This is a genomic window from Rothia sp. HMSC069C04 (assembly GCF_001812895.1).
GTDB lineage: Bacteria > Actinomycetota > Actinomycetes > Actinomycetales > Micrococcaceae > Rothia.
The window spans coordinates 13,318-32,289 of record NZ_KV810735.1 but is presented as its reverse complement, the minus strand read 5'-3'; the positions used below and the strand labels follow the sequence as shown (position 1 = coordinate 32,289).

Genomic DNA, 18,972 nt, shown 5'->3' with positions numbered 1-18,972 from the left:
TCCGGCAGGCGCTTACGCCCCCGCAAGGACCTTTGACGCCCACTCACCCAGGGCGGGGCGGTCAATCTTCGAATTATGGCGAATATCGGTCGGATGCTCGTGCACCACCAGCACGGCGGCAAGCTCCACGCCGGTATCATCGGCAACCTTCTGACGCACCAGCTGGGACAGCTCAAAGGGCGCCACACCCTCCGCAATAGGGAAGCGGCGAGCGCCGGGCACGCGGTCGAGCAGGGCACGCTTGAACACGGATGCGGACTGGCGCGCCTCCAGGGCGGCGGTATTCGCGGAAGCCTCAATGACCAGCACCGGGGCGGCGGTACCGGCGGGACCCACCGCAACCAGGGCGGCGCGGCGCACCTCGGGCAGGGACTCGGCGGACTGTTCGGCAGCCACCGGGGTCAGCACGCCCTGGGAGGTCAGCAGCACGTGCGCGAGGCGACCCTCAACCCACAGGCGACCCGAAGCGTCCAGGTGTCCGACGTCACCGGTATGATGCCAACCCGGAGTGCTAATGGACTGCTCCTCGGTCACCCACAGAGTGTCGTAGCGGTCCTTCACGTGGGGTGCCGAGACCAGAATCTCACCGGTCACACCCGGCTCATGGGTCAGCTCATCCGCCACCGAACCGTCCTGCAGCAGAGGCGCAATAGCCACCGCCGCACCGTACACCGCGAAACCAACGCACACGCCGTCACGGGCGAACGGGTCAAGCACCTCACCGGCAGCATTCGGGGTGCCCTCAGCAATCGCCTGGCGAATCATCTCGAAAGACACATCGGTCACCGGCAGACCCTCGGTCATGCCGTACGGGGTGTGCAGGGAGGCGTTCGGCACCAGGGCGGAGAGCGCCTCCAGCAGCGGCACGGGAATCGGCGCGCCAGCACTCAGCACGGTCTGAACCTTAGCCAACGCCGCACGCTGCTCAGCGTTCAGCTCATCGGCGGTCGCCACCACATTCACCAGGGCGGCGGGGGAAGCAAACACGACCGACGCATCAATAGCCGCCGCAGCCGACGCCAATGCCGAAGCCGTCAGGGTCTTCGGACGGGTCACATCCATCGTCGGGGTCACGCTGGTAGCACCCAGTGCCGGGCCCAACAGTGCAAACGGCGCGAAGCCAGCCACCAGACCGCTACCGGGCGCAAAACCGTACGTATTCGCAATGGCATCGCGCATACCCGCCAGCTGACGCTGCGTGTACACCACACCCTTAGCCGGGCCGGTCGAACCGGAGGTGTACAGCACCGCCGCATCAGCATCCGGCACGGGGGAGGGGAACTCCACCACGGTCGGGGTGGGCACCGGCGCACCCGGAGTACCGTCAGCGGAGGGCGCGGTAAACACCGAACCGGCAACGCCCAACAGCTTCTCCTGCACCGAACCCAGCGGCTCCACAGAAATACGCACACCCGGCCACAGCAGGGTACGGGCGGCACTGAGCGCGGCGGGAATACCCACCAGGAAGCTCGGGTTAGCGCCCTTCAACGCGCGAGTCAGACCCGGAATACCCAGACCGGTATCAGCCACCACAATGACAGCGCCCAGCTTCATGCAGGCGTAAATCAGGGTGGTCAGGCGGGCACCCGGAGGCACCATCAGGTTCACGCGGTCGCCCGGACGCACACCCAGGGCGTGCAGGCGGGTCGCGGCGGCGTTGACCTGCTGGTTCAGCTCAGCCCAGGTCAGGGTCACGGAAACGGAGGTGCCGTCGCCCTTGGGGTCCATGTCCACCACGGCGGTGGAGGCGTCGTCGGCGCGTTCGGTGAGGGCTGCGAGCATGGGGCGGAACGCCGCGGGAACAGCGCCCTCAGCGGTAGCGCCCTCGCCGGCAGTAAGACCGTGGCGGCGCGCGCGGGCGGCACGATGCTCCGCCTCCGCATTACGCGCCGGAACCAGCATGCCGTCCTCCAGCGTGCCGAAAGTCTGCGCAAGCCACGAAATCATGGGGGAGGCAATATCGTAATCCTCAATGACCAGGTGCGAGGCCTTCTCGTAGCGGTGCACCTTCGCCTGCGGCATGCGCTCCATCAGGTCGAACAGGTAGCGGCGCTGGAACACCGGGTCCTTCGTACCCCACTGGAAGAAGGCGGGCACGTCCAGGCCACGGATCTGCTCGGCAATACGCTGCATCGGCGTATAAGAAGGAATATCGGTGCCGGTCGGAATATCGCCCACAAAATTACGCACACCCTCACGCCACGCTGAATGAGCGTACGGCGCACGGTAGGTGCGGTAAATCGCCTCGTTCAGCGGGCTCGGGTACAGGCGCTTAGGCTGCTTGCCCACCGGCTGCGGCAGGGCACCATCAAGCGCGCCGGCACCGGCAGAACCCGGCGCGGGCAGGCGACCTTCATTCTGAGCCAAACCCAAGGTCACATCAATAAACGCGGTCGAATCGTGAGTACCCCACTCGTGCACACCCAACGCCAGGCGCAGGGCGGCAGGGATATTCTCAATGCCGTCATGGTAGACCGCGGTGTTCGTCAGCATCACGCCCGAAAGAATCTCACGATGCTCCAGCGCCCAACCAAAGGACACCAGCCCACCCCAGTCATGGGCGAGAGTCACGAGCGGCTTATCGGTCTCATCCAGGCCGAGCGTCTTCGTGAAATCACCCAGGTCAGCGATACGGTCGGTCAGGGAGCGGCGCTCACCCTCCAAATCCAGGTGGGTGCGCTCCGAATAACCCATATCAATCTGATCAACCGCAACCACACGCCACGGGGCGCGCTCATTCACACCCGCATCCAGCACGGTACGCCACAGGTACGACCAAGTCGGGTTACCGTGCACGCACAGAATCGTGCCAATCGGCTCCAAACCCTGCTCGACCAGCACCGGAAGGTTATCCAGGTAGTGCCAGCGGCGCGCGCCAGCCTGCTGCGCCCGCTGCTCAATGGGGGCGGAGGTGGGCACCTCCAGAAGGTGGGAGTAGCGCGGGTTCACGCCCGCCCATTCCTCCGGGTTATACGGGGGCTGAGCCTTAGGGAAGTTCAAATGGCGCATGCTGGGAATCCTTCCGGATCGAATCGGTGAATGTCTACCGCAAAAGCTAACGGGTTACCACTGAATCTCAAGCAGGGCGGTGTTCAGGCCAGAACCCACACCCATGCACAGAATACGGTCGCCTTCCGTGTAGGTCGGCGCGCACTCGGCGAGAGTCATCGGCAGAGCCGTCGCAGCCACATTGCCCCACTTCGGGAAGGTCAAGGGGATGCGCTCACGCTCAATACCGACCGCCTCAATAATGGCGTTCGTGTGGGCGTTAGAAATCTGATGGGTCACGTAGGAGGTCATGTCGTTCCATTCCCAGCCGTCCTGATGCGCCTGCTCCCACGCCTGCGCCACCAGCTCCAGGCCGTGCTTGAGCAGGCCCTCTGCGTCAGTGTTCATGCCCTGATCCGCCTCGCCACCGATGCACAGGTTACGGTGCTCAGTGCCCGCGCGGGACACCGAACCAACGATGCGGTGACCCTCCGGATGGCGGTCAGCGCGACCAATCACAGCCGCTGCCGCACCCGAACCGAGGGTCAGGGTCGCGAACTGAGCCAGCACATCCTCGCGGGTCGAATCGGGGTTGTTTAGGATACGCACCGCGGTACGGTGCCACGGGGAGGGGTCCTCGCCAGCGACGATCAGGGCGTAGTCGATAGCGCCCGCATCAATCATGGTGGAGGCGACAGTCATCGCGTTCACAAAGCCCAGGCATGCGTTCGTAATATCGAAGTTCAGGGCGTGACGCGGCAGGTCCAGGCGGTCGTGCACACCCACCGAAACGGCGGGCTCAAAGTTATCGCGAGTCACCGAAGCGTTAATCAGCAGGCCAATCTGGGAGCGGTCAATACCCGCCTGTTCGATAGCCTTCTCGGCTGCGGCAACAACGCCGTCCTCGAAGGTCTGGTCCTCAGCCCAGCCGCGGCGAGTGCTAATACCGGCTAGACGCTCCAGCAGGCCCTTCGGCATGCGCAGACGCTTATAGGTTTGGGCCAGCTGCTCATCGAAGTAGTCGCTCGTGACGACCTCCGGAGGCAGCTCATGGGTAATAGACAGCAGAGCTGCATTAGCGTGGCGAATGTCAGAGTTCGTGCCGATCTTATCGGCGGATGAATTCATCAATGGTGTGGCCCTTGAAAATAGAAGTCAGTGGGATACATAGAAAAACGCGGGGATGCGAACAGTGGCCCCGCAGAATTCGTGATGCTCATTCCAATCTACCGCACCGACCGGGCGAACCCGTATCCGTAGACCCAATATGAACGCGCCCGTTCACCCCGCGCGTAAGATGATGCACAATGAGGAACTTTGAACCCCTTTCACCCCGTGCACGTTCACGCCGCCCGCCCGCCGCACCGCGTACACTAGAGGGATGCCGCCACGCACCACAGAACGTGCCCGGCAAACACCAGTTCTTCTGCAGAAAGGCCCCTTGTGCACCTGATGTCGCTGACCCTGCGCGGGTTCAAGTCTTTCGCTTCCGCCACCACTTTTGAGTTCACCCCCGGCATTAACGCGGTGGTCGGACCCAACGGCTCCGGCAAGTCCAATGTGCTGGATGCGCTCGCCTGGGTGATGGGTGAGCAGGGCGCTAAGAGCCTGCGCGGCGGCAGCATGAAGGACGTCATTTTTGCGGGCTCCGGCGAGGCTGGTTCGGGCGATGGCGCCCAGCGTGCGCCCCTGGGCCGCGCCAAAGTCACCCTGACTTTCGATAATTCTGACGGCACCCTCAGCATTCCCGCTGATCGGGTGCAGATTTCACGCACCATGTTCCGCTCCGGCGGCAGCGAGTACGAGATTAACGGCTCCCCGGCGCGTCTTGCTGACATTCAGGACCTGCTCTCGGAGGCGGGTCTGGGCCAGCAGATGCACGTGCTCGTCGGCCAGGGTCAGCTGGATGCGGTCCTGCACGCCACCGCGCAGCAGCGCCGCGACATGATCGAGCAGGCGGCGGGCGTGGTCAAGTACCGCCGCCGCCAGGAGAAGACCAGCCGCAAACTGGAGTCTGTGGCATCGAACGTTACCCGCCTGAGCGACCTGGTTGCCGAGCTGGATTCGCAGCTGCAGCCGCTGAGTGAGCAAGCAGAATCCGCCGCGACCGCGCGCCAGCTGCAGGCGCGCATCCGCCAGCTGGAGGCGGTACTTTTGGCCCGTCAGCTGGGTATTCTGCAGGCTGAGCAGACGCAGGCTCTCGCCTCCGAGGCGGAAGGTACCCGCCGCGCCGAAACCCTGAAAGAACAGCTGGAAGCGGCGCGCGCCGCATCCGCGAAGCATCAGCAGGAGCAGAACCGCCTGAACGCCGAGGTCACCGCCTGCCAGAAGGCCGTGTCGACCCTGCGCGAGTCCGCCGCGCGTGCGCGCACCGTGCAATCCATCGCCGCCGAGCGCGTGCGCACCTACCGCGTGGAGCTGACCGAGGCGACCGCCGCCGCCCGCGCCGGATACGAACGCGCCCTGGAACTGCTGAAGGAGCGCCGCGAAGAAGCAGAGCGCGCGGTGGAAAGCTACGCCAGCTTTGAGGAACGCTACGATGCGGCGCTGAAGAACGTTGAGAAGGCGGCGTCCGAGGTGGCGCAGACTGAGCGCGCCTCGGGTGAGGCGGCGCAGTCTCGTGCCCGCGCGCAGGCTCGGCTAGATGCCGCCCGCGCCACTGCAGTGGAGGCGACCCGCGCCTACGCGGCGGCGGCTGAGCGTGCCGCAACCCTGCGTGAGGCGCTGGGCCAGAGCCTGGGCGAGGAACCCGCCGAACTGGACACTGAATCTGCCGAGGCGGTGTTCGACCCCGAGACCGGCGAGCTCATGGATTCTTCGAGCGAGGGCGCGAGCCTGCTGCGCGTGCTGGATGCCGTGCAGATTGACCCCGAGTATGCGCGTGCGGCGTCTGCGGCGCTGACCTCGCTGGCGACCGCGGCGTTGAACGTGCCGGTTGAGGGCGCCGAGGTGTCGCAGCTGCGCGGTGGCAAGGGGGACGAAAGCAGCGAATCTGCCGCGACGGAACTTTCAACAGAACTGCCCGAAACCGCCCTGCCCGAATCCTGCGCCACCGAGCTGCGCGAGCTGGGTATCCGCCCCGCCACCGAGATGATTGAACCGCTCAACGAGGACGCCGCCGCGCTTGCCGGCATCGACGAGCACACCCTGGCACGCGTCACCGCGGCGCTGGGTGAGCGCCTGACGGGCGTGCTGTTCGCGCCGGATGCCGCCTCCGCAGAGCAAGCCCTGCACCTGCTCGCAGAGAATACCCTCGCAGGTCAGCGCACTATCTGGCGTATTTTTGACCCCGCAGGCACCGAACACACCCGCTACAGCCTGCTCTACCCGGCTGAGGGCGCCAGCCCCCTGGAACTCGCCGCCGCATACCGCGCCGCCTCCCAGGTCGTGACCCGCACCCGCACCGAACTAGACGAAGCCGAGCAGGCCGTTCGGCAGGCTCAGACCGCGGCAGAATCGGCGGTCGAAGCAGAACGCGAGGCAGCGAAGGCGGCGGGCGTGGCGAGCGCCGAGCATGCCCGCGCCCGCGCCCAGGCGGAGTCCCTGGAAGCCTCCGCGCAGAACATTCAGAATGAGCGCGCCCGCCTGAACGAGCGCCTCACCGCCGCGGAGGAATCCGTAGCCGAAGCGCGCACCGCCTACGAGTCGGCGCGCACCCGCGAGGATTCCTACCTGGCGGGCACGGGGGAGCAGGCTCCCGCGGCGACAATTGAGCGCCGCGCCCAGCGTCTGGGTGAGGTGCTTGCCGAGCAGGTGAGCGAGCGTGAGCAGCAGCTGCACGAGCTGAGCGGCGCCCTGAAGAACGCCCAGGAGGGCCTGACCAGCACGAACGATGAGGTGCAGGATTTGCAGGCGGCGCACGCGGCGGCACTGACCCTGCTGGCGCGCACCCAGACGGAGGCGGCGCGCGTACAGGAGCGTGTGCAGGCGCTGGCTGAGCGTGCCCGCCTGGTGACCGGTTTGACCTTGGAGCAGCTGGAGGAGGAGTACTCCGAGCAGCTGCCGGTTGACGTGCCCGCAGATGAGGCGTCCGAAAACGACGCCTCCGAAAATGCTGCTACCGAAACGGCATCAGAGGCCACCGAAGCCTCCACCGAGAGCGTCCGCGCTCGCCTCAAGGCAACCCGCGCCGAACTGGAGGCGCTGGGCGCCATTAACCCGCTGGCGCTGGAGGAGTACGAGGCGCTGTCCGAACGCCACGCCTACCTGAACCAGCAGATTGAGGATTTGAAGGCGACCCGCCGCGACCTGAACACGGTCATGGACGAGGTCAGTAGCCACATTGCGGAGGTGTTCACCGCCGCGATGGATGACACTAACACCCACTACCGCCGCATCTTTGAGACCCTGTTCCCGGGAGGCGAGGGTCACCTGGAGCTGGATGACCCGTCCGATCCGTTGAATTCGGGTGTGGAGATTCACGCGCGCCCGGCGGGTAAGAAGGTTAAGCGCCTGTCGCTGCTGTCTGGCGGTGAGCGTTCGCTCGCTTCGCTGGCGCTGTTGATTGCGATTTATATGTCTCGCCCGTCGCCGTTCTACGCCCTCGATGAGGTTGAGGCGGCGCTGGATGACCGCAACCTCTCGCGCCTGCTGCAGGTGATTGGTGAGTTGGGGGAGCGTTCGCAGCTGATTGTGGTGACGCATCAGAAGCGCACGATGCAGATCGCGGAGACCCTGTACGGGGTGTCGATGCGCGGTGGCGTGTCGACGGTGCTTTCTCAGCAGATGGAGGAGCTGCGTGAGCTGCTGTAGTCCGCCGCACACCCACCCCGGCGAACGTCACATGTCCTAGGAATGGTCATGTGCACTCCGGGGTACAGGTCACCGCCTGCACCCGGGTACTATAGGGGGATATGTGCGAACACCGCCCACCTATTCACGGTTGGCGTGGTGTTTCGCTGTGATCAGGCCTGATGCCCCGCCCTACCCACGGCGCGCATCCGGCGGCAACCATCCAGGGAAGGAATAGTGATGAGCGAGAACCTGGCAGATGCTTTCCTCAACGGCGAGTCGTTGAAGAATGCCCCCGGCCCCTATTTTGGTGAGTACGGCGGGCGGTGGATGCCCGAGTCGCTGATTGCCGCCATGGATGAGCTGGAGGCAACCTTTAACGAGGCGAAGAACGACCCCGAGTTCATTGCTGAGTTCCAGCGTCTTTCTGCTGAGTATTCGAACCGTCCGTCGCTACTGACTGAGGTTCCGAAGTTCTCTGAGCATGCTGGTGCGCGTGTGTTCCTCAAGCGTGAGGACCTGAACCACACGGGTAGCCACAAGATTAATAACGTGATTGGTCAGGCTCTGCTCGCTAAGCGTATGGGTAAGACCCGTCTGATTGCTGAGACCGGTGCGGGTCAGCACGGTGTTGCGACTGCTACCGCGGCTGCGCTCTTCGGCATGGAGTGCGTGGTCTACATGGGTGAGGAAGACACTGAGCGTCAGTCGCTGAACGTGGCTCGTATGCAGCTGCTGGGCGCGAAGGTGATTGCGGTTCAGAACGGTTCCCGCACCCTCAAGGACGCCATTAATGAGGCGCTGCGCGACTGGGTTTCGAACGTTGAGAACACCCACTACCTGCTGGGTACCGCTGCGGGTGCGCACCCGTTCCCGGCGATGGTGCGTTTCTTCCACGACGCTATCGGTGAGGAGGCGCGCGAGCAGATTCTTACTGAGACTGGCCGCCTGCCCGATGGTATTGCTGCCTGCGTGGGTGGCGGTTCGAACGCGATTGGTCTGTTCCACGCGTTCTTGGACGATTCTTCGGTTGAGATTTACGGTTTTGAGGCTGGCGGTGACGGCGTGGAGACCGGCCGTCACGCGGCGACCATTACTCTGGGCCGCCCGGGCATGCTGCACGGCGCGATGACCTACCTGATGCAGGATGAGGACGGCCAGACCATTGAGTCCCATTCGATTTCTGCTGGTCTGGATTACCCGGGTGTGGGTCCTGAGCACTCCTACCTGTCCGATATTGGTCGCGTGACTTACGAGCCGGTGACTGACACCGAGGCGATGGACGCTCTGCGTCTGCTCTGCCGCACCGAGGGTATTATCCCGGCGATTGAGTCCTCGCACGCTCTGGCGGGCGCGTTGCGCGTGTGCCAGCGTTGGGTTGCTGAGGATCCGGAGGCGGCACGTGAGAAGACGATGATTGTCTGCCTGTCGGGTCGTGGCGATAAGGACATGGAGACCGCGCTGAAGTGGTTCGGTCTGGGTAAGGCGATTCCGTCCTCGACCCTGATGACCGGTAATAAGGAAGCTGCCGCATCCGCTGCACAGAACGCACAGGCTGAAAGTGAGGCTAAGTAATGAGCTACCAGGACGCTATTTCTCAGGCGGCACCTTTTACGGTGCTGGATGGTTCTTTCCCCGCTCCGAATGCGCAGTCGCCTCTGGCGGCTCGTCTGGCTGAGTGCGAGAAGCAGGGCCGTGCGGCGCTGATTGGCTACCTGCCGGTGGGCTTCCCGACCCTGGACGAGTCGATTGACGCGGCGATTGCTCTGGGCAATAACGGCGCGGACATTATTGAGCTGGGCGTGCCTTATTCTGATCCGGTCATGGATGGCCCGGTGATTCAGAAGGCTACCGGCGTGGCGCTGGAGAACGGTTTCAAGCTTCCTCAGCTGTTTGAGGCGGTCCGCCGCATTACCGAGGCGACCGACGCGGTGGTTGTCGTGATGACGTACTGGAACCCGGTTCTGGCGTACGGTGTGAAGAATTTTGCGCGTGATTTGGCGGCTGCCGGCGGTGCGGGCATGATTACCCCGGACCTGGTGCCTGATGAGGCGTCGTCGTGGTTTGAAGCTTCTGATGAGTACGGTCTGGACCGTATTTTCTTGGCTGCTCTGTCTTCTTCGCCGGAGCGTCTGGCGACTATTGCGAAGGCGTCGAGCGGCTTCGTGTACGCCGTGTCGGTGATGGGCGTGACCGGTGCCCGCACCTCCGTGTCGGAGGCGGCTCGCACCCTGGTTGCGGACATTAAGGCTGCCGGTGCGCCTCGTGCGTGCGTGGGTCTGGGCGTTTCGACTCGTGCCCACGTTGAGGAGATTGGCGAGTATGCGGACGGCGTGATTGTCGGTACTGCGCTAGTGAAGGCTTTGGCTTCTGGCGGTGTTGAGGCGGTGGCTAAGCTGACCCGTGAGCTGGCGGGGCGTGAAGGCTAATGTCTGATGTGCTGTCGCTGGCGAGCGTGCCGGTAGCTAACGTGCTGGCTTCGATTCCCTCTCCGAGCGTTTCGTACCTGCAGTTGGGCCCGTTCCGTGTGCATTTCTATGCCCTGTGTATTCTTGCGGGTATGGCGGTGTGCTTGTGGCTGGGTTCTCGCCGTTGGAAGGCGGCGGGTGGTACCCCTGAGCGCGTTTTTGACGTGGCGATGTGGGCTATTCCGGCGGGTATTATTGGTGCCCGCGCCTACCATGTGCTGATTACTGACCCGGGTAGCTATTTCGGTCCGAATGTTGCTGATCCGTGGGCTTTCCTGAAGATTTGGGAGGGCGGCATCGGCATTATGGGTGCCGTGTCGGTTGGTGCGTTGGGCGCCTGGTATGGTTGCCGCCGCTATGGCATGAATTTCCCTGCTTTTGCGGATGCGGTAGCGCCGGGTATTCTGCTGGCTCAGGCGTTTGGCCGCTGGGGTAACTGGTTCAACCAGGAGCTGTTCGGCAAGCCGACGACTCTGCCGTGGGGCTTGGAGATTAGCGCGTCGAGCGGTAATTTCCCGACCCAGTATCCGGCGGGTACGCTGTTCCATCCGACGTTCCTGTACGAGTCGCTGTGGAACCTGCTGGGTGTGGCGTTGCTGCTGTGGCTGGGCCGTAAGGGCGTGCTGAAGCTGGGTCAGACCCTGTGGCTGTACGTGTTCTACTACGGTGTGGGTCGCCTCTTCATTGAGATGTTCTTGCGTATTGATACCTCGGAGATGCTCTGGGGCGTTCGTATTCACGTGTGGACTGCTCTGCTGCTGGTTCTGCTGGGTGCTGCTGGTTTTGTGGTGGCTGGTCGTCGTGCTGCGGCGAAGGCTGCTGCGGGTATTGAGCCTGCACCTGCCGAGTTCGCTCCGAAGCCTGCCGCAGATGAGTCTGTAGAGGGCGCTGAGGAGAAGGCATCCGAGAAGGCATCCGAGAAGGCATCTGAGAAGGCAGAGCCCGCCGAGGATTCTGACTCTTCTGAGTCTTCGACGAAGGGCTCCTAGCTGACAAAGGGCTCCTAGCTTTCATCTTCTAGCTCCATCTAAATTTCATAGAAAAACCGCCGGATGGGGGAGCGCCCCTGTCCGGCGGTTTTTTGTGCCCGCTATTTGTGCTTGCTGTCTGTTTCTTGCTGGTGGATGTTCTCATGGTGGCATATGCCGGGGCCCTGTACGGATTTAGGCTGTTGAGAAGGCATAATAGAGGTATTGCGTGTGGCGGGCGCCCGCGTAAGGGGCATGAGGCTCCGTGTAAGGAGTATGAGGCTCTTCGAACGCCCGTCGCGTCTGCGTTTAGAAACACCCACTCAACGTACAGGATTTTTATCGTGAGCTCTTCTGCCGGCGATTCTTCGCGCCCCGTTTCTCCTTCTTCTCGTCCGGGTCTGACCCGTCGTCGTCTTGTGGCTGGTGCGGCGTGGGCTACCCCGGTTGTTGTGGCGTCGTCGGTGATTCCGGCGTATGCGGCTTCTGATGAGGAAGGCGAGTGCACCGGCCCTTACGAGGATTCGACGATGATCACTGCCGGTGATGGCGTGAAGAAGGTTGCCGTGCTGACGGTTCCTGCGGGCGCTAAGCGTATGCGTTTTACCGCTGTGGGTGGTGCTGGCGGCACGAACTACACTGTGGCTGATGCCGGTTCCGGTGCCATGGTGGAGGGTTCTATGGCTGTGCGCGGCGGCCAGACTATTACTCTGACTGCCGGTTCGGGCGGTATCGGTAATGGTGAGCTGAAGCCCGCTGAGGGCGGCGACGGCTACGGCGTGGGCGGCTCCTCGAAGGCTTCTTCGCCGGTTCCCGCGAACGTTGTTTCTGCGATTAATGATTTGACCCGCATTTCTGGCGGTGTGACCGGTCGCGGTGGCATGAGCGCTGTGCTGTATTCGGCGTCCGGCGGTGGTTCCTCCGCTATTGAGGTGGATGGCGTGCCGATGATTGTTGCCGGTGGTGGCGGCGGTGCTGGCGTTCTGGCGTCGTATGCGACGGTTTTGCCGAATCCCGCGAAGGCGGGTGCTGTGCGCCCGACCGCGCACTATTCGCTTGATAGCTCCGGTGGCGAGCACCAGTTCAGCACCGGTGGTGGCGCTGGTTCGGGTGACGGCGACGGTTCGCCCGGTTTTGTTGGTTTCACCTCGTACGAGGCGCAGTCTAATCCGATTCTGACGGTGAACCCGGGTTCGGGTGCCGCCGGTGGTGTGGGCGGTGCTGGCGGTGAGAAGCTGAACCCGCCGACTGTTGATGGTTCGGTGATTGGTTTTTCGAGCACCGCCACCCAGAAGCTGGTGAGCACTGCGACTGCCGGTGCGGCGGGTTCGAGCGGTTTCCGCGCGAAGGGCGCCGATGGTGTGGCGAGCTATTCGTACCAGTGGGATCAGACTCCGGAGGGTACCGATAACCGCCCGTCGAACGCTGGCGAGCTGTTTAACGGCTACCAGTCGGTGGTTTCTGGAGGCGGTGGCGCCGGTTATGGCGGCGGCGGTTCCGGCGCTGCGTTGAGTGTTTCGGCTCGTGTGGTGTCGCAGAAGTGGAATAACGATTCGGCTCGTGCCCGCTATGCGGTGGGTTCGGTGCAGCTGGCTGGCGGTGGCGCTGGCGGCGGTACGTTCATGGATTCTACGGTGCGCATCATGGATCTGGGGTGGGCGTTGAACGCTCCGAATGGTCCGGGTGAGCGCGGCGCTGGCTATATTGAGGTTGCTTTCTGCTTCTAGGCAGCTAAGTCTCATCGGTTAAGAGTTCCTATAAGCCTGTAGGAATCGTATAGGTGTAGATTGAACCCTTTCTTTAGGGTGGTATGCGCCTCAAACTTAATATTTAAATTTTTTCTGAGTGCCTCCCAAACCGCTTATTTGGGAGGCATTCTCATCTTCTGTGTTGTTTCGTCATAGCGTCATATCAACCTTTGGCGGTTTAGCGCATTGGTCGGAATAGACCTTATCGAAAGATCATCCTTGCTCGCGAGAATGCCTCTATCTAACCCCTCTGTCATATTCGGGGAAGGTCCTTTAGATTGGGGGCTCCTCATTTTACGGTGGAAATGTAAAGAATACGCGCGCTCACCCCGCTAGGTTGCACAGCGCAGATTACAGATTGCGGTTTGAGCGCGACCACCGATGACTAAGGAGTTTAGATCATGTGCAAGGAAACCATGAAGGCTGTTGTTGTCCCTGAGAAGGTTGACGGTTCGGTTGTTGTCCGTGAGGTTCCCGTTCCGGCTGTCGGTCACGGCCAGGCGCTCGTGAAGATTGAGTACTCGGGCGTGTGCCACACTGACCTGCACGTGGCTTCCGGTGACTTCGGTGAGGTTCCGGGTCGTATTCTGGGCCACGAAGGCATTGGTCGTGTCGTCAAGGTCGGTGAGGGTGTTGAGTCCCTGAAGGAAGGCGATCGCGTGTCGGTGGCTTGGTTCTTCGAGGGCTGCGGCCACTGTGAGTACTGCACCTCGGGCCGTGAGACCCTGTGCCGTTCGGTGAAGAATGCAGGCTACTCGGTCGATGGCGGCATGAGTGAGTACACTCTGGTGACCGCTGATTACGCTGTGAAGGTTCCCGAGGGTCTTGACCCGGCACAGGCAAGCTCCATTACCTGCGCTGGTGTGACCACCTACAAGGCAATCAAGGAGTCGCTGGTTCGCCCGGGTCAGTGGCTGGTTGCTTACGGCGCTGGCGGTCTGGGTAACCTGGCTGTTCAGTACGCTAAGAAGGTTTTCGGCGCCAAGGTTATTGCTGTTGATATCAACGACGACAAGCTGGCTCTGGCTCGTGAGACCGGTGCTGATCACGTCATCAACGGCCGTGAGGTTGAGGATGTTCCGGCTCGTATTCGCGAGCTGACCGGCGGCGGCGCTCACGCTGCTGTGGTGACCGCGGTGTCGAAGGTTGCGTTCAACCAGGCTGTTGAGTCGGTTCGCGCAGGCGGTTCCGTGGTGGCTGTTGGCCTGCCTTCGGAGATGATGGAGCTGTCCATTGTGAAGATTATTCTGGACGGCATCCGCGTGGTGGGCTCCCTGGTGGGTACCCGTCAGGATCTGGCGGAGGCGTTCCAGTTCGGTGCTGACGGCATCGTGGTTCCGGTGGTTCAGTTGCGTGAGGTTGACGAGGCACCGGCTGTCTTCGAGGAAATGGCGGCGGGTAAGATTACCGGCCGTATGGTTCTGGACTTCGCTAGCCTCTAAGCTAGCGGATGGTTCGAGGCGCCCGGTAGGGCTTCAAGATCTCACTCGGCTGGGGTCTTGCCGGTAGTTTCGATGGTTATAGCGCCTAGGGCGCATCCCGTGTGGCGGGGGAGTAGGGGTACTCTTTCTGCTGTGCATACGACGCGGGGTGCGTCCTAGTGTTTTTAATGCGGCGTTTTAGGGCTCCGGGTTGTTGAGAGTCGTTATCGTGAGGAGCCGAATTCCTCTGTGAGTACTAGGCACCTAAACGTAATATATGTGGGAATTTATTTTTGAAATATCCGGTGGATTATCTCAAAATTCTCACTAAATTAGTTCAATATAGCATTTTGTTTGACATCTATAGGCCTCAAAATGCATACTTGTATTGTAAACATTCAACCACTGGTTGAGGCGTAATATTTGCCGAAGAGATAGGTTTCGCGTGCGCCTACACCTACCCTAGATGTAACGGGATATGACGTGTGAAGGTTTCGGTCCTCCTAGATATCGATTCCTTCTCCCGGAACGCCATACCCGGGTGAATTTCAGCATCTTCGTACCGTGCCGTTATTCACCGTTGAGTCCTTACTTCCGGTCAGGCGCCCCTCTAGACACCTTCGGGGTGAGGTCTCACAAGATTAGTGTGGGCCCCACGGACATAGTCAATGGGGACTATGTCCGCCACACTAATCCGGGGCTTTTAGGACATTGCATGACTTCGAGGCGGCACACCCGCCACGCTATAAATTTACCTGCCGGCACGGGTAACATAGCCGGGTTCTCTACTCACTCGGTAACCCACCCGCTGCAGAACGCATCTTGATTTTTGTGTTGTTCAGAAGATGCTTCCTGTAGCAAAAGAACGAGGGGCACCTCTGCCAGGTGCCCCTCGTTTTTATATGCACGTTGTAGTGTTTATTAGCTGCCGTGCTGTTGAGTAGATTCCACGCTGTTTAGTAGATTCCACGCTGCGCGGTCCAGCGGATCGTGCCGCGCTCAAAGTCCATGTAGTACACGCCGTTCACGTAGGATTCGTCACCGCGTGCCGCACCGTAACGGGCGGTATTCTTCTCCCAGTGCTTGAAGATTGCGCCGTTACCGTTGGTCTCGTACGCACCGTACGCATCCGACCAGAGCAGCACCTTACCCGAGGCGAATCGCACCTGAGCACCCGTGGAGGTGGCGGTTTCGTCGGTCACCGGTGCACCCCAGGCGCCGCGGTGCTGCAGGAAGCGGTGGTAGAACGCGCCGCCGGTGTGCATGCGGTGGGTGCCGGTCTGTGCGGACCACACGTAGGTGGTGTTGCCGGTGAATTCCTGTTTGATGAGGCTGTTGCCCAGGTTCTGCTCGTCGGTGGTGGGCACGCCCCTCATGCCAGCTGCACGCCAGGTCGCGTAGATGGAGCCGCGCTCATTGATGATGTGGGTGCCGGTAGCGGCAGACCAGTAGGCACCCTCACCGTTGGCGAAAGAGACCGCGATGGTGTCGGAGCGGGTTTCCTCGTCGGTGGTCAGGCCGCGGAATCGTGCCACGTCCGAGCGGAACTTATGATCCAGGCCGCCGTTGGTGACCAGCCAGTGCGAACCGTGAGAGTTCGTCCAGTAGATGGTCTTGCCGTTGGTGAACTTCTGCGCATACACGCCGTTGGTCAGGGTGTACTCGGTACCGATCGGGTCGCCGTAGAAGGAGCGGTTCTTATTCCAGAAGTTACCGATGCCGGTGCGAATATCAATGGAACCGGTCGCGGTGGTCACCACGTTAGAATCCTGTGCCGCACGGTCTTTTGCCGCACGGTCTTCCACAGCGCGGTCCTGGCCGTTCGACCAGTTGCGGTGCACAGCCTTCGGGTTCTTCGCCAGAACCTTCAGATCGTTCACGGTGCCGGGGAAGAAGTTCGAGTCACCCACGAACGGGCCCGAATCGGTGAACTGCCAAATGTCGTAGCCGCTCCAACCCGCCGGAATCGCACCGACCACGGTCGAGTAGCTTGCCAGGTGCAGTGGCAGAACGCCGAACTGCTGCGAACCCACGCACTGCGACCACCAGGAGGTTGCGGTGTACACCATCGGGTCGCGACCGGTCAGCGAACGGTAGGTGTCCACGAAGTCGCGGGTCCAGGCGGTCAGCTGTGCCGGGGTCATGTTGAAGCAGGTGTTGCCGTAGGCGGGGTAGGGGTTGAACTCGATGTCCAGCAGGCCGGGCAGGGTCTTGCCGTCGGCAGTCCACGCGCCACCATTCTGCACGAAGTAGCGTGCCTGATCGGCACCCGAGGAGGTGCGGGGGTTTGCGAAGTGGTAGGCGCCGCGCATCATGCCTGACTCGGCGGAGCCGTTGTACTGCTGAGCGAAGTAGGGGTTGGTGTAGTAACCGCCCTCGGTTGCCTTCACGTAGGCGAAGCGGGAACCTGCGGCGTAGGCGCTCGCCCAGTCCACGTTCTGCTGGTGCGAGGAGACGTCCATACCGAGGGTGCCGCCGGAGGGGGTCCACGCGGAGCGGCCCTGTGCCAGTGCCTGACCGGCTGCCGGAGCTCGACCAGCTCCCAGACCCTGCGCGGAGCTCTGGGTCGCGGAAATACCGCTCAGAGTTGCGGTAGAAGCGGGGGAGATGGCACCGGTGCGTGCATTGGCGGTGCCCAGGCGTTCGCGCTCGCCCGCACCCATGGCGGGGTTGGAGCGTTCGACCAGGGATGCATCCGGGGCGGGGGCGTAGGTGAGCTCCTCGTAGGATGCGTTGGGGTCGACCTCTGCGGCTGCGCTCGCGCTGGGAGCGGCGAAGGCGGCGGGAACGGAGGTGAGGGATGCGGCGACCAGGGAGAGCGCACCTGCGGACGCCATGATGGAGCGGGCTGCCGCGGAGCGTGCGGCAGTCTGGAGTTTCTTCATAGATTTTGCCTGTGTTTGAGAGGTGGATGTGTCGATGTGGCCCTGTGTGGGGGCTTCTGACACGAGTGAATATGTGGGGTAGTTGAAGTGATGTGTGTGTCGGCTGCCGGGTATGTCATGCGGCTGACACAGCTAACAGCGTACGGTACCTGCACCGATGTGCGCAATGATTTGGGGTGTCATTCTGGCGGCATATCTTTCGCAGAGTGCACAGTAACCTAGAATCTTTGGGGTGCCTGTTTTACTTTGTGGCTTGTTGGTGCATTTATTGGCTCAAGTTTTTGGGACAAAATTTTAGGCACGCGACACGCCGGGGTGTTGCGAATTTCACTCTGTGGACTGCTGTATTGGGGCGTCGCTGTGTCGGTTCGTTGTTCAGGGTGGGCCGCAGCATCTAGAGCTACGTTGCCGGGATGCAGTCGGGTGCTGATGCGCCGGGCGGTGCCTCTTGCGACTTTTGAGTCGGCTTTTGGGCATAAGGAAAGGGGTGGGCCGCACACACAAAGACCCACCCCTCATGTTCCGGGTACTGTATTTGGCGCGGCCTCGCACCGGCACCCGGAGTTTCATGGTCGATGCAGGAGAGATGAAGAGTCATCGACCACGTATATGGTGCCTGTTGGCACGTTTTTCTCGGCTCTTCCCGCCCGCTCTTTCAGGTTCTGGTGTCCGGCTGAAAGATCGGGAGGGAAGAGGCGAAAGTTTATTTTTCCTCGAATTTTTTAAAATTTCGAGGGCTTAGAGGAACTTTGCGATGTCCTCGACCAGCGGCTTGAGGGTCTCGCGATCGATGTACTCAGCCTTGCCGGTCTTGTAGCATTCGAGCATCTGCTGAATACCCTCGTTCGGGTGCGGGTTAGCCATGAGCCATGCGCGCACCGGGCCCTTCAGGGCGGTCTTGTGAGCCAGCGAAATCTTGTCGAAGTCGATGCCGCCACGCAGGTGGTAGACGGGGCGACCTTCGGTCAGTTCGGGGGTGTAGCTCTTGGCGACGGCCTTGTCCAGCAGCTTCTTGGAGTATTCACCGGTGAAGGAGACGGTGAAGAATGCGGTGCGGTTCTTCTTGGGCGCAATAATCGGCAGAATCTTCTTGCGAAGTGCCGGTGCGCCGTTGAGGAATCCACCGTAGTCGCTGCCGGCAATGACGAAAGCGTCGAATGCCTCAGCCTGCTCGGGGGTGACCTTGGAGGCGGGGACAGTCTCAACCTCGGGGGCCTGCGGGAGTGCACGCAGATCTTCTGCCAGCCAGGTGGCGTACTGTTCGGTGTAGCCGTAGGTGGAGCCGAAGATAATCAGCACGCGAGTAGTCATCTGTGAACCTTCCAGATATATTTCGCATTTCAAATACTAATTATGGGTTCCAATATAGGCTAGGCGCGCGAAAATGTGAAATCGCCCAGCTTTTGGATGCCCCATCTATCTTCTCATAGCCCACTCTGAGTGTCTCTATGTTTTTGAAATATGCTCGAATGTTCTCGAACGAGACTAAATATTGCGCAGTACTGGCTAGATATGGGTAAAAAGCACCCTAATTTACTTTCCGGGCGAGGCGGGGGTGGTGGGGGTGAAAATCGACTTTCTGTGGCGTGTTCGATGGAAGAGGGGTGGCGTTCAAAATGCGACGTGAAACACAATTTCTTCGGTGGAAAGAGTTGGGAGAAGCATACCCAAGAGGGCGCAAAACCCCTATAATTGAGAAAGAGTCCCACGCATCCGGCATGTGGTTACCTGTTAGAACACGTGGGAATAATTGGGAATTTGAC

Annotated in this window: 10 protein-coding genes; 6 read left to right on the top strand and 4 right to left on the bottom strand. The window is 61.6% G+C overall.

All coding sequences use genetic code 11. From position 1 onward, the window contains the following. Positions 1-12 precede the first annotated feature (12 nt). Entirely contained in the window at positions 13-3,009 is a 2,997-nt protein-coding gene (locus HMPREF2879_RS02385) for an alpha/beta fold hydrolase (protein WP_070634734.1), read from the bottom strand. A gap of 54 nt (positions 3,010-3,063) precedes the next feature. Beyond that, on the bottom strand, positions 3,064-4,116 hold the full coding sequence (locus HMPREF2879_RS02380) for a 3-oxoacyl-ACP synthase III (protein WP_070634733.1): 1,053 nt from the start codon (positions 4,114-4,116) through the stop codon (positions 3,064-3,066). Positions 4,117-4,440: 324 nt separating this feature from the next. Here HMPREF2879_RS02380 and HMPREF2879_RS02375 point away from each other — a divergent pair, with 324 nt between their 5' ends. The 6 genes from HMPREF2879_RS02375 (at position 4,441) to adhP (ending at position 14,345) form a co-directional block, all read left to right on the top strand. Next, positions 4,441-7,740, top strand: a complete 3,300-nt coding sequence (locus tag HMPREF2879_RS02375; RefSeq protein ID WP_083309625.1) for a chromosome segregation SMC family protein — start codon at positions 4,441-4,443, stop codon at positions 7,738-7,740. 219 nt (positions 7,741-7,959) lie between these two features. Beyond that, complete coding sequence (gene trpB, locus HMPREF2879_RS02370) at positions 7,960-9,294, top strand: tryptophan synthase subunit beta (RefSeq protein WP_070634731.1); 1,335 nt, start codon at positions 7,960-7,962, stop codon at positions 9,292-9,294. Further along, complete coding sequence (gene trpA / locus HMPREF2879_RS02365; protein ID WP_012903349.1) at positions 9,294-10,148, top strand: tryptophan synthase subunit alpha; 855 nt, start codon at positions 9,294-9,296, stop codon at positions 10,146-10,148. The genes trpB and trpA overlap by 1 nt, the downstream gene beginning before the upstream one ends. Next, positions 10,148-11,176: a prolipoprotein diacylglyceryl transferase gene (gene lgt, locus HMPREF2879_RS02360; RefSeq protein WP_012903350.1), complete on the top strand. Its 1,029-nt coding sequence runs from the start codon at positions 10,148-10,150 to the stop codon at positions 11,174-11,176. Before trpA ends, lgt begins: the two co-directional genes overlap by 1 nt. 323 nt (positions 11,177-11,499) lie before the next feature. Next, positions 11,500-12,882: a phosphoenolpyruvate synthase gene (locus HMPREF2879_RS02355; protein WP_070634730.1), complete on the top strand. Its 1,383-nt coding sequence runs from the start codon at positions 11,500-11,502 to the stop codon at positions 12,880-12,882. Positions 12,883-13,304: 422 nt separating this feature from the next. Beyond that, entirely contained in the window at positions 13,305-14,345 is a 1,041-nt protein-coding gene (gene adhP, locus HMPREF2879_RS02350; RefSeq protein WP_012903352.1) for an alcohol dehydrogenase AdhP, read from the top strand. Between the two features lie 935 nt (positions 14,346-15,280). On the opposite strand, the gene HMPREF2879_RS02345 is transcribed toward adhP, so the two are convergent. Both HMPREF2879_RS02345 and HMPREF2879_RS02340 read right to left on the bottom strand, forming a co-directional pair. After that, positions 15,281-17,209: a GH25 family lysozyme gene (locus tag HMPREF2879_RS02345; RefSeq protein WP_070634729.1), complete on the bottom strand. Its 1,929-nt coding sequence runs from the start codon at positions 17,207-17,209 to the stop codon at positions 15,281-15,283. 738 nt (positions 17,210-17,947) lie between these two features. Further along, positions 17,948-18,520, bottom strand: a complete 573-nt coding sequence (locus tag HMPREF2879_RS02340) for a flavodoxin domain-containing protein (protein WP_049327782.1) — start codon at positions 18,518-18,520, stop codon at positions 17,948-17,950. Positions 18,521-18,972 lie beyond the last annotated feature (452 nt).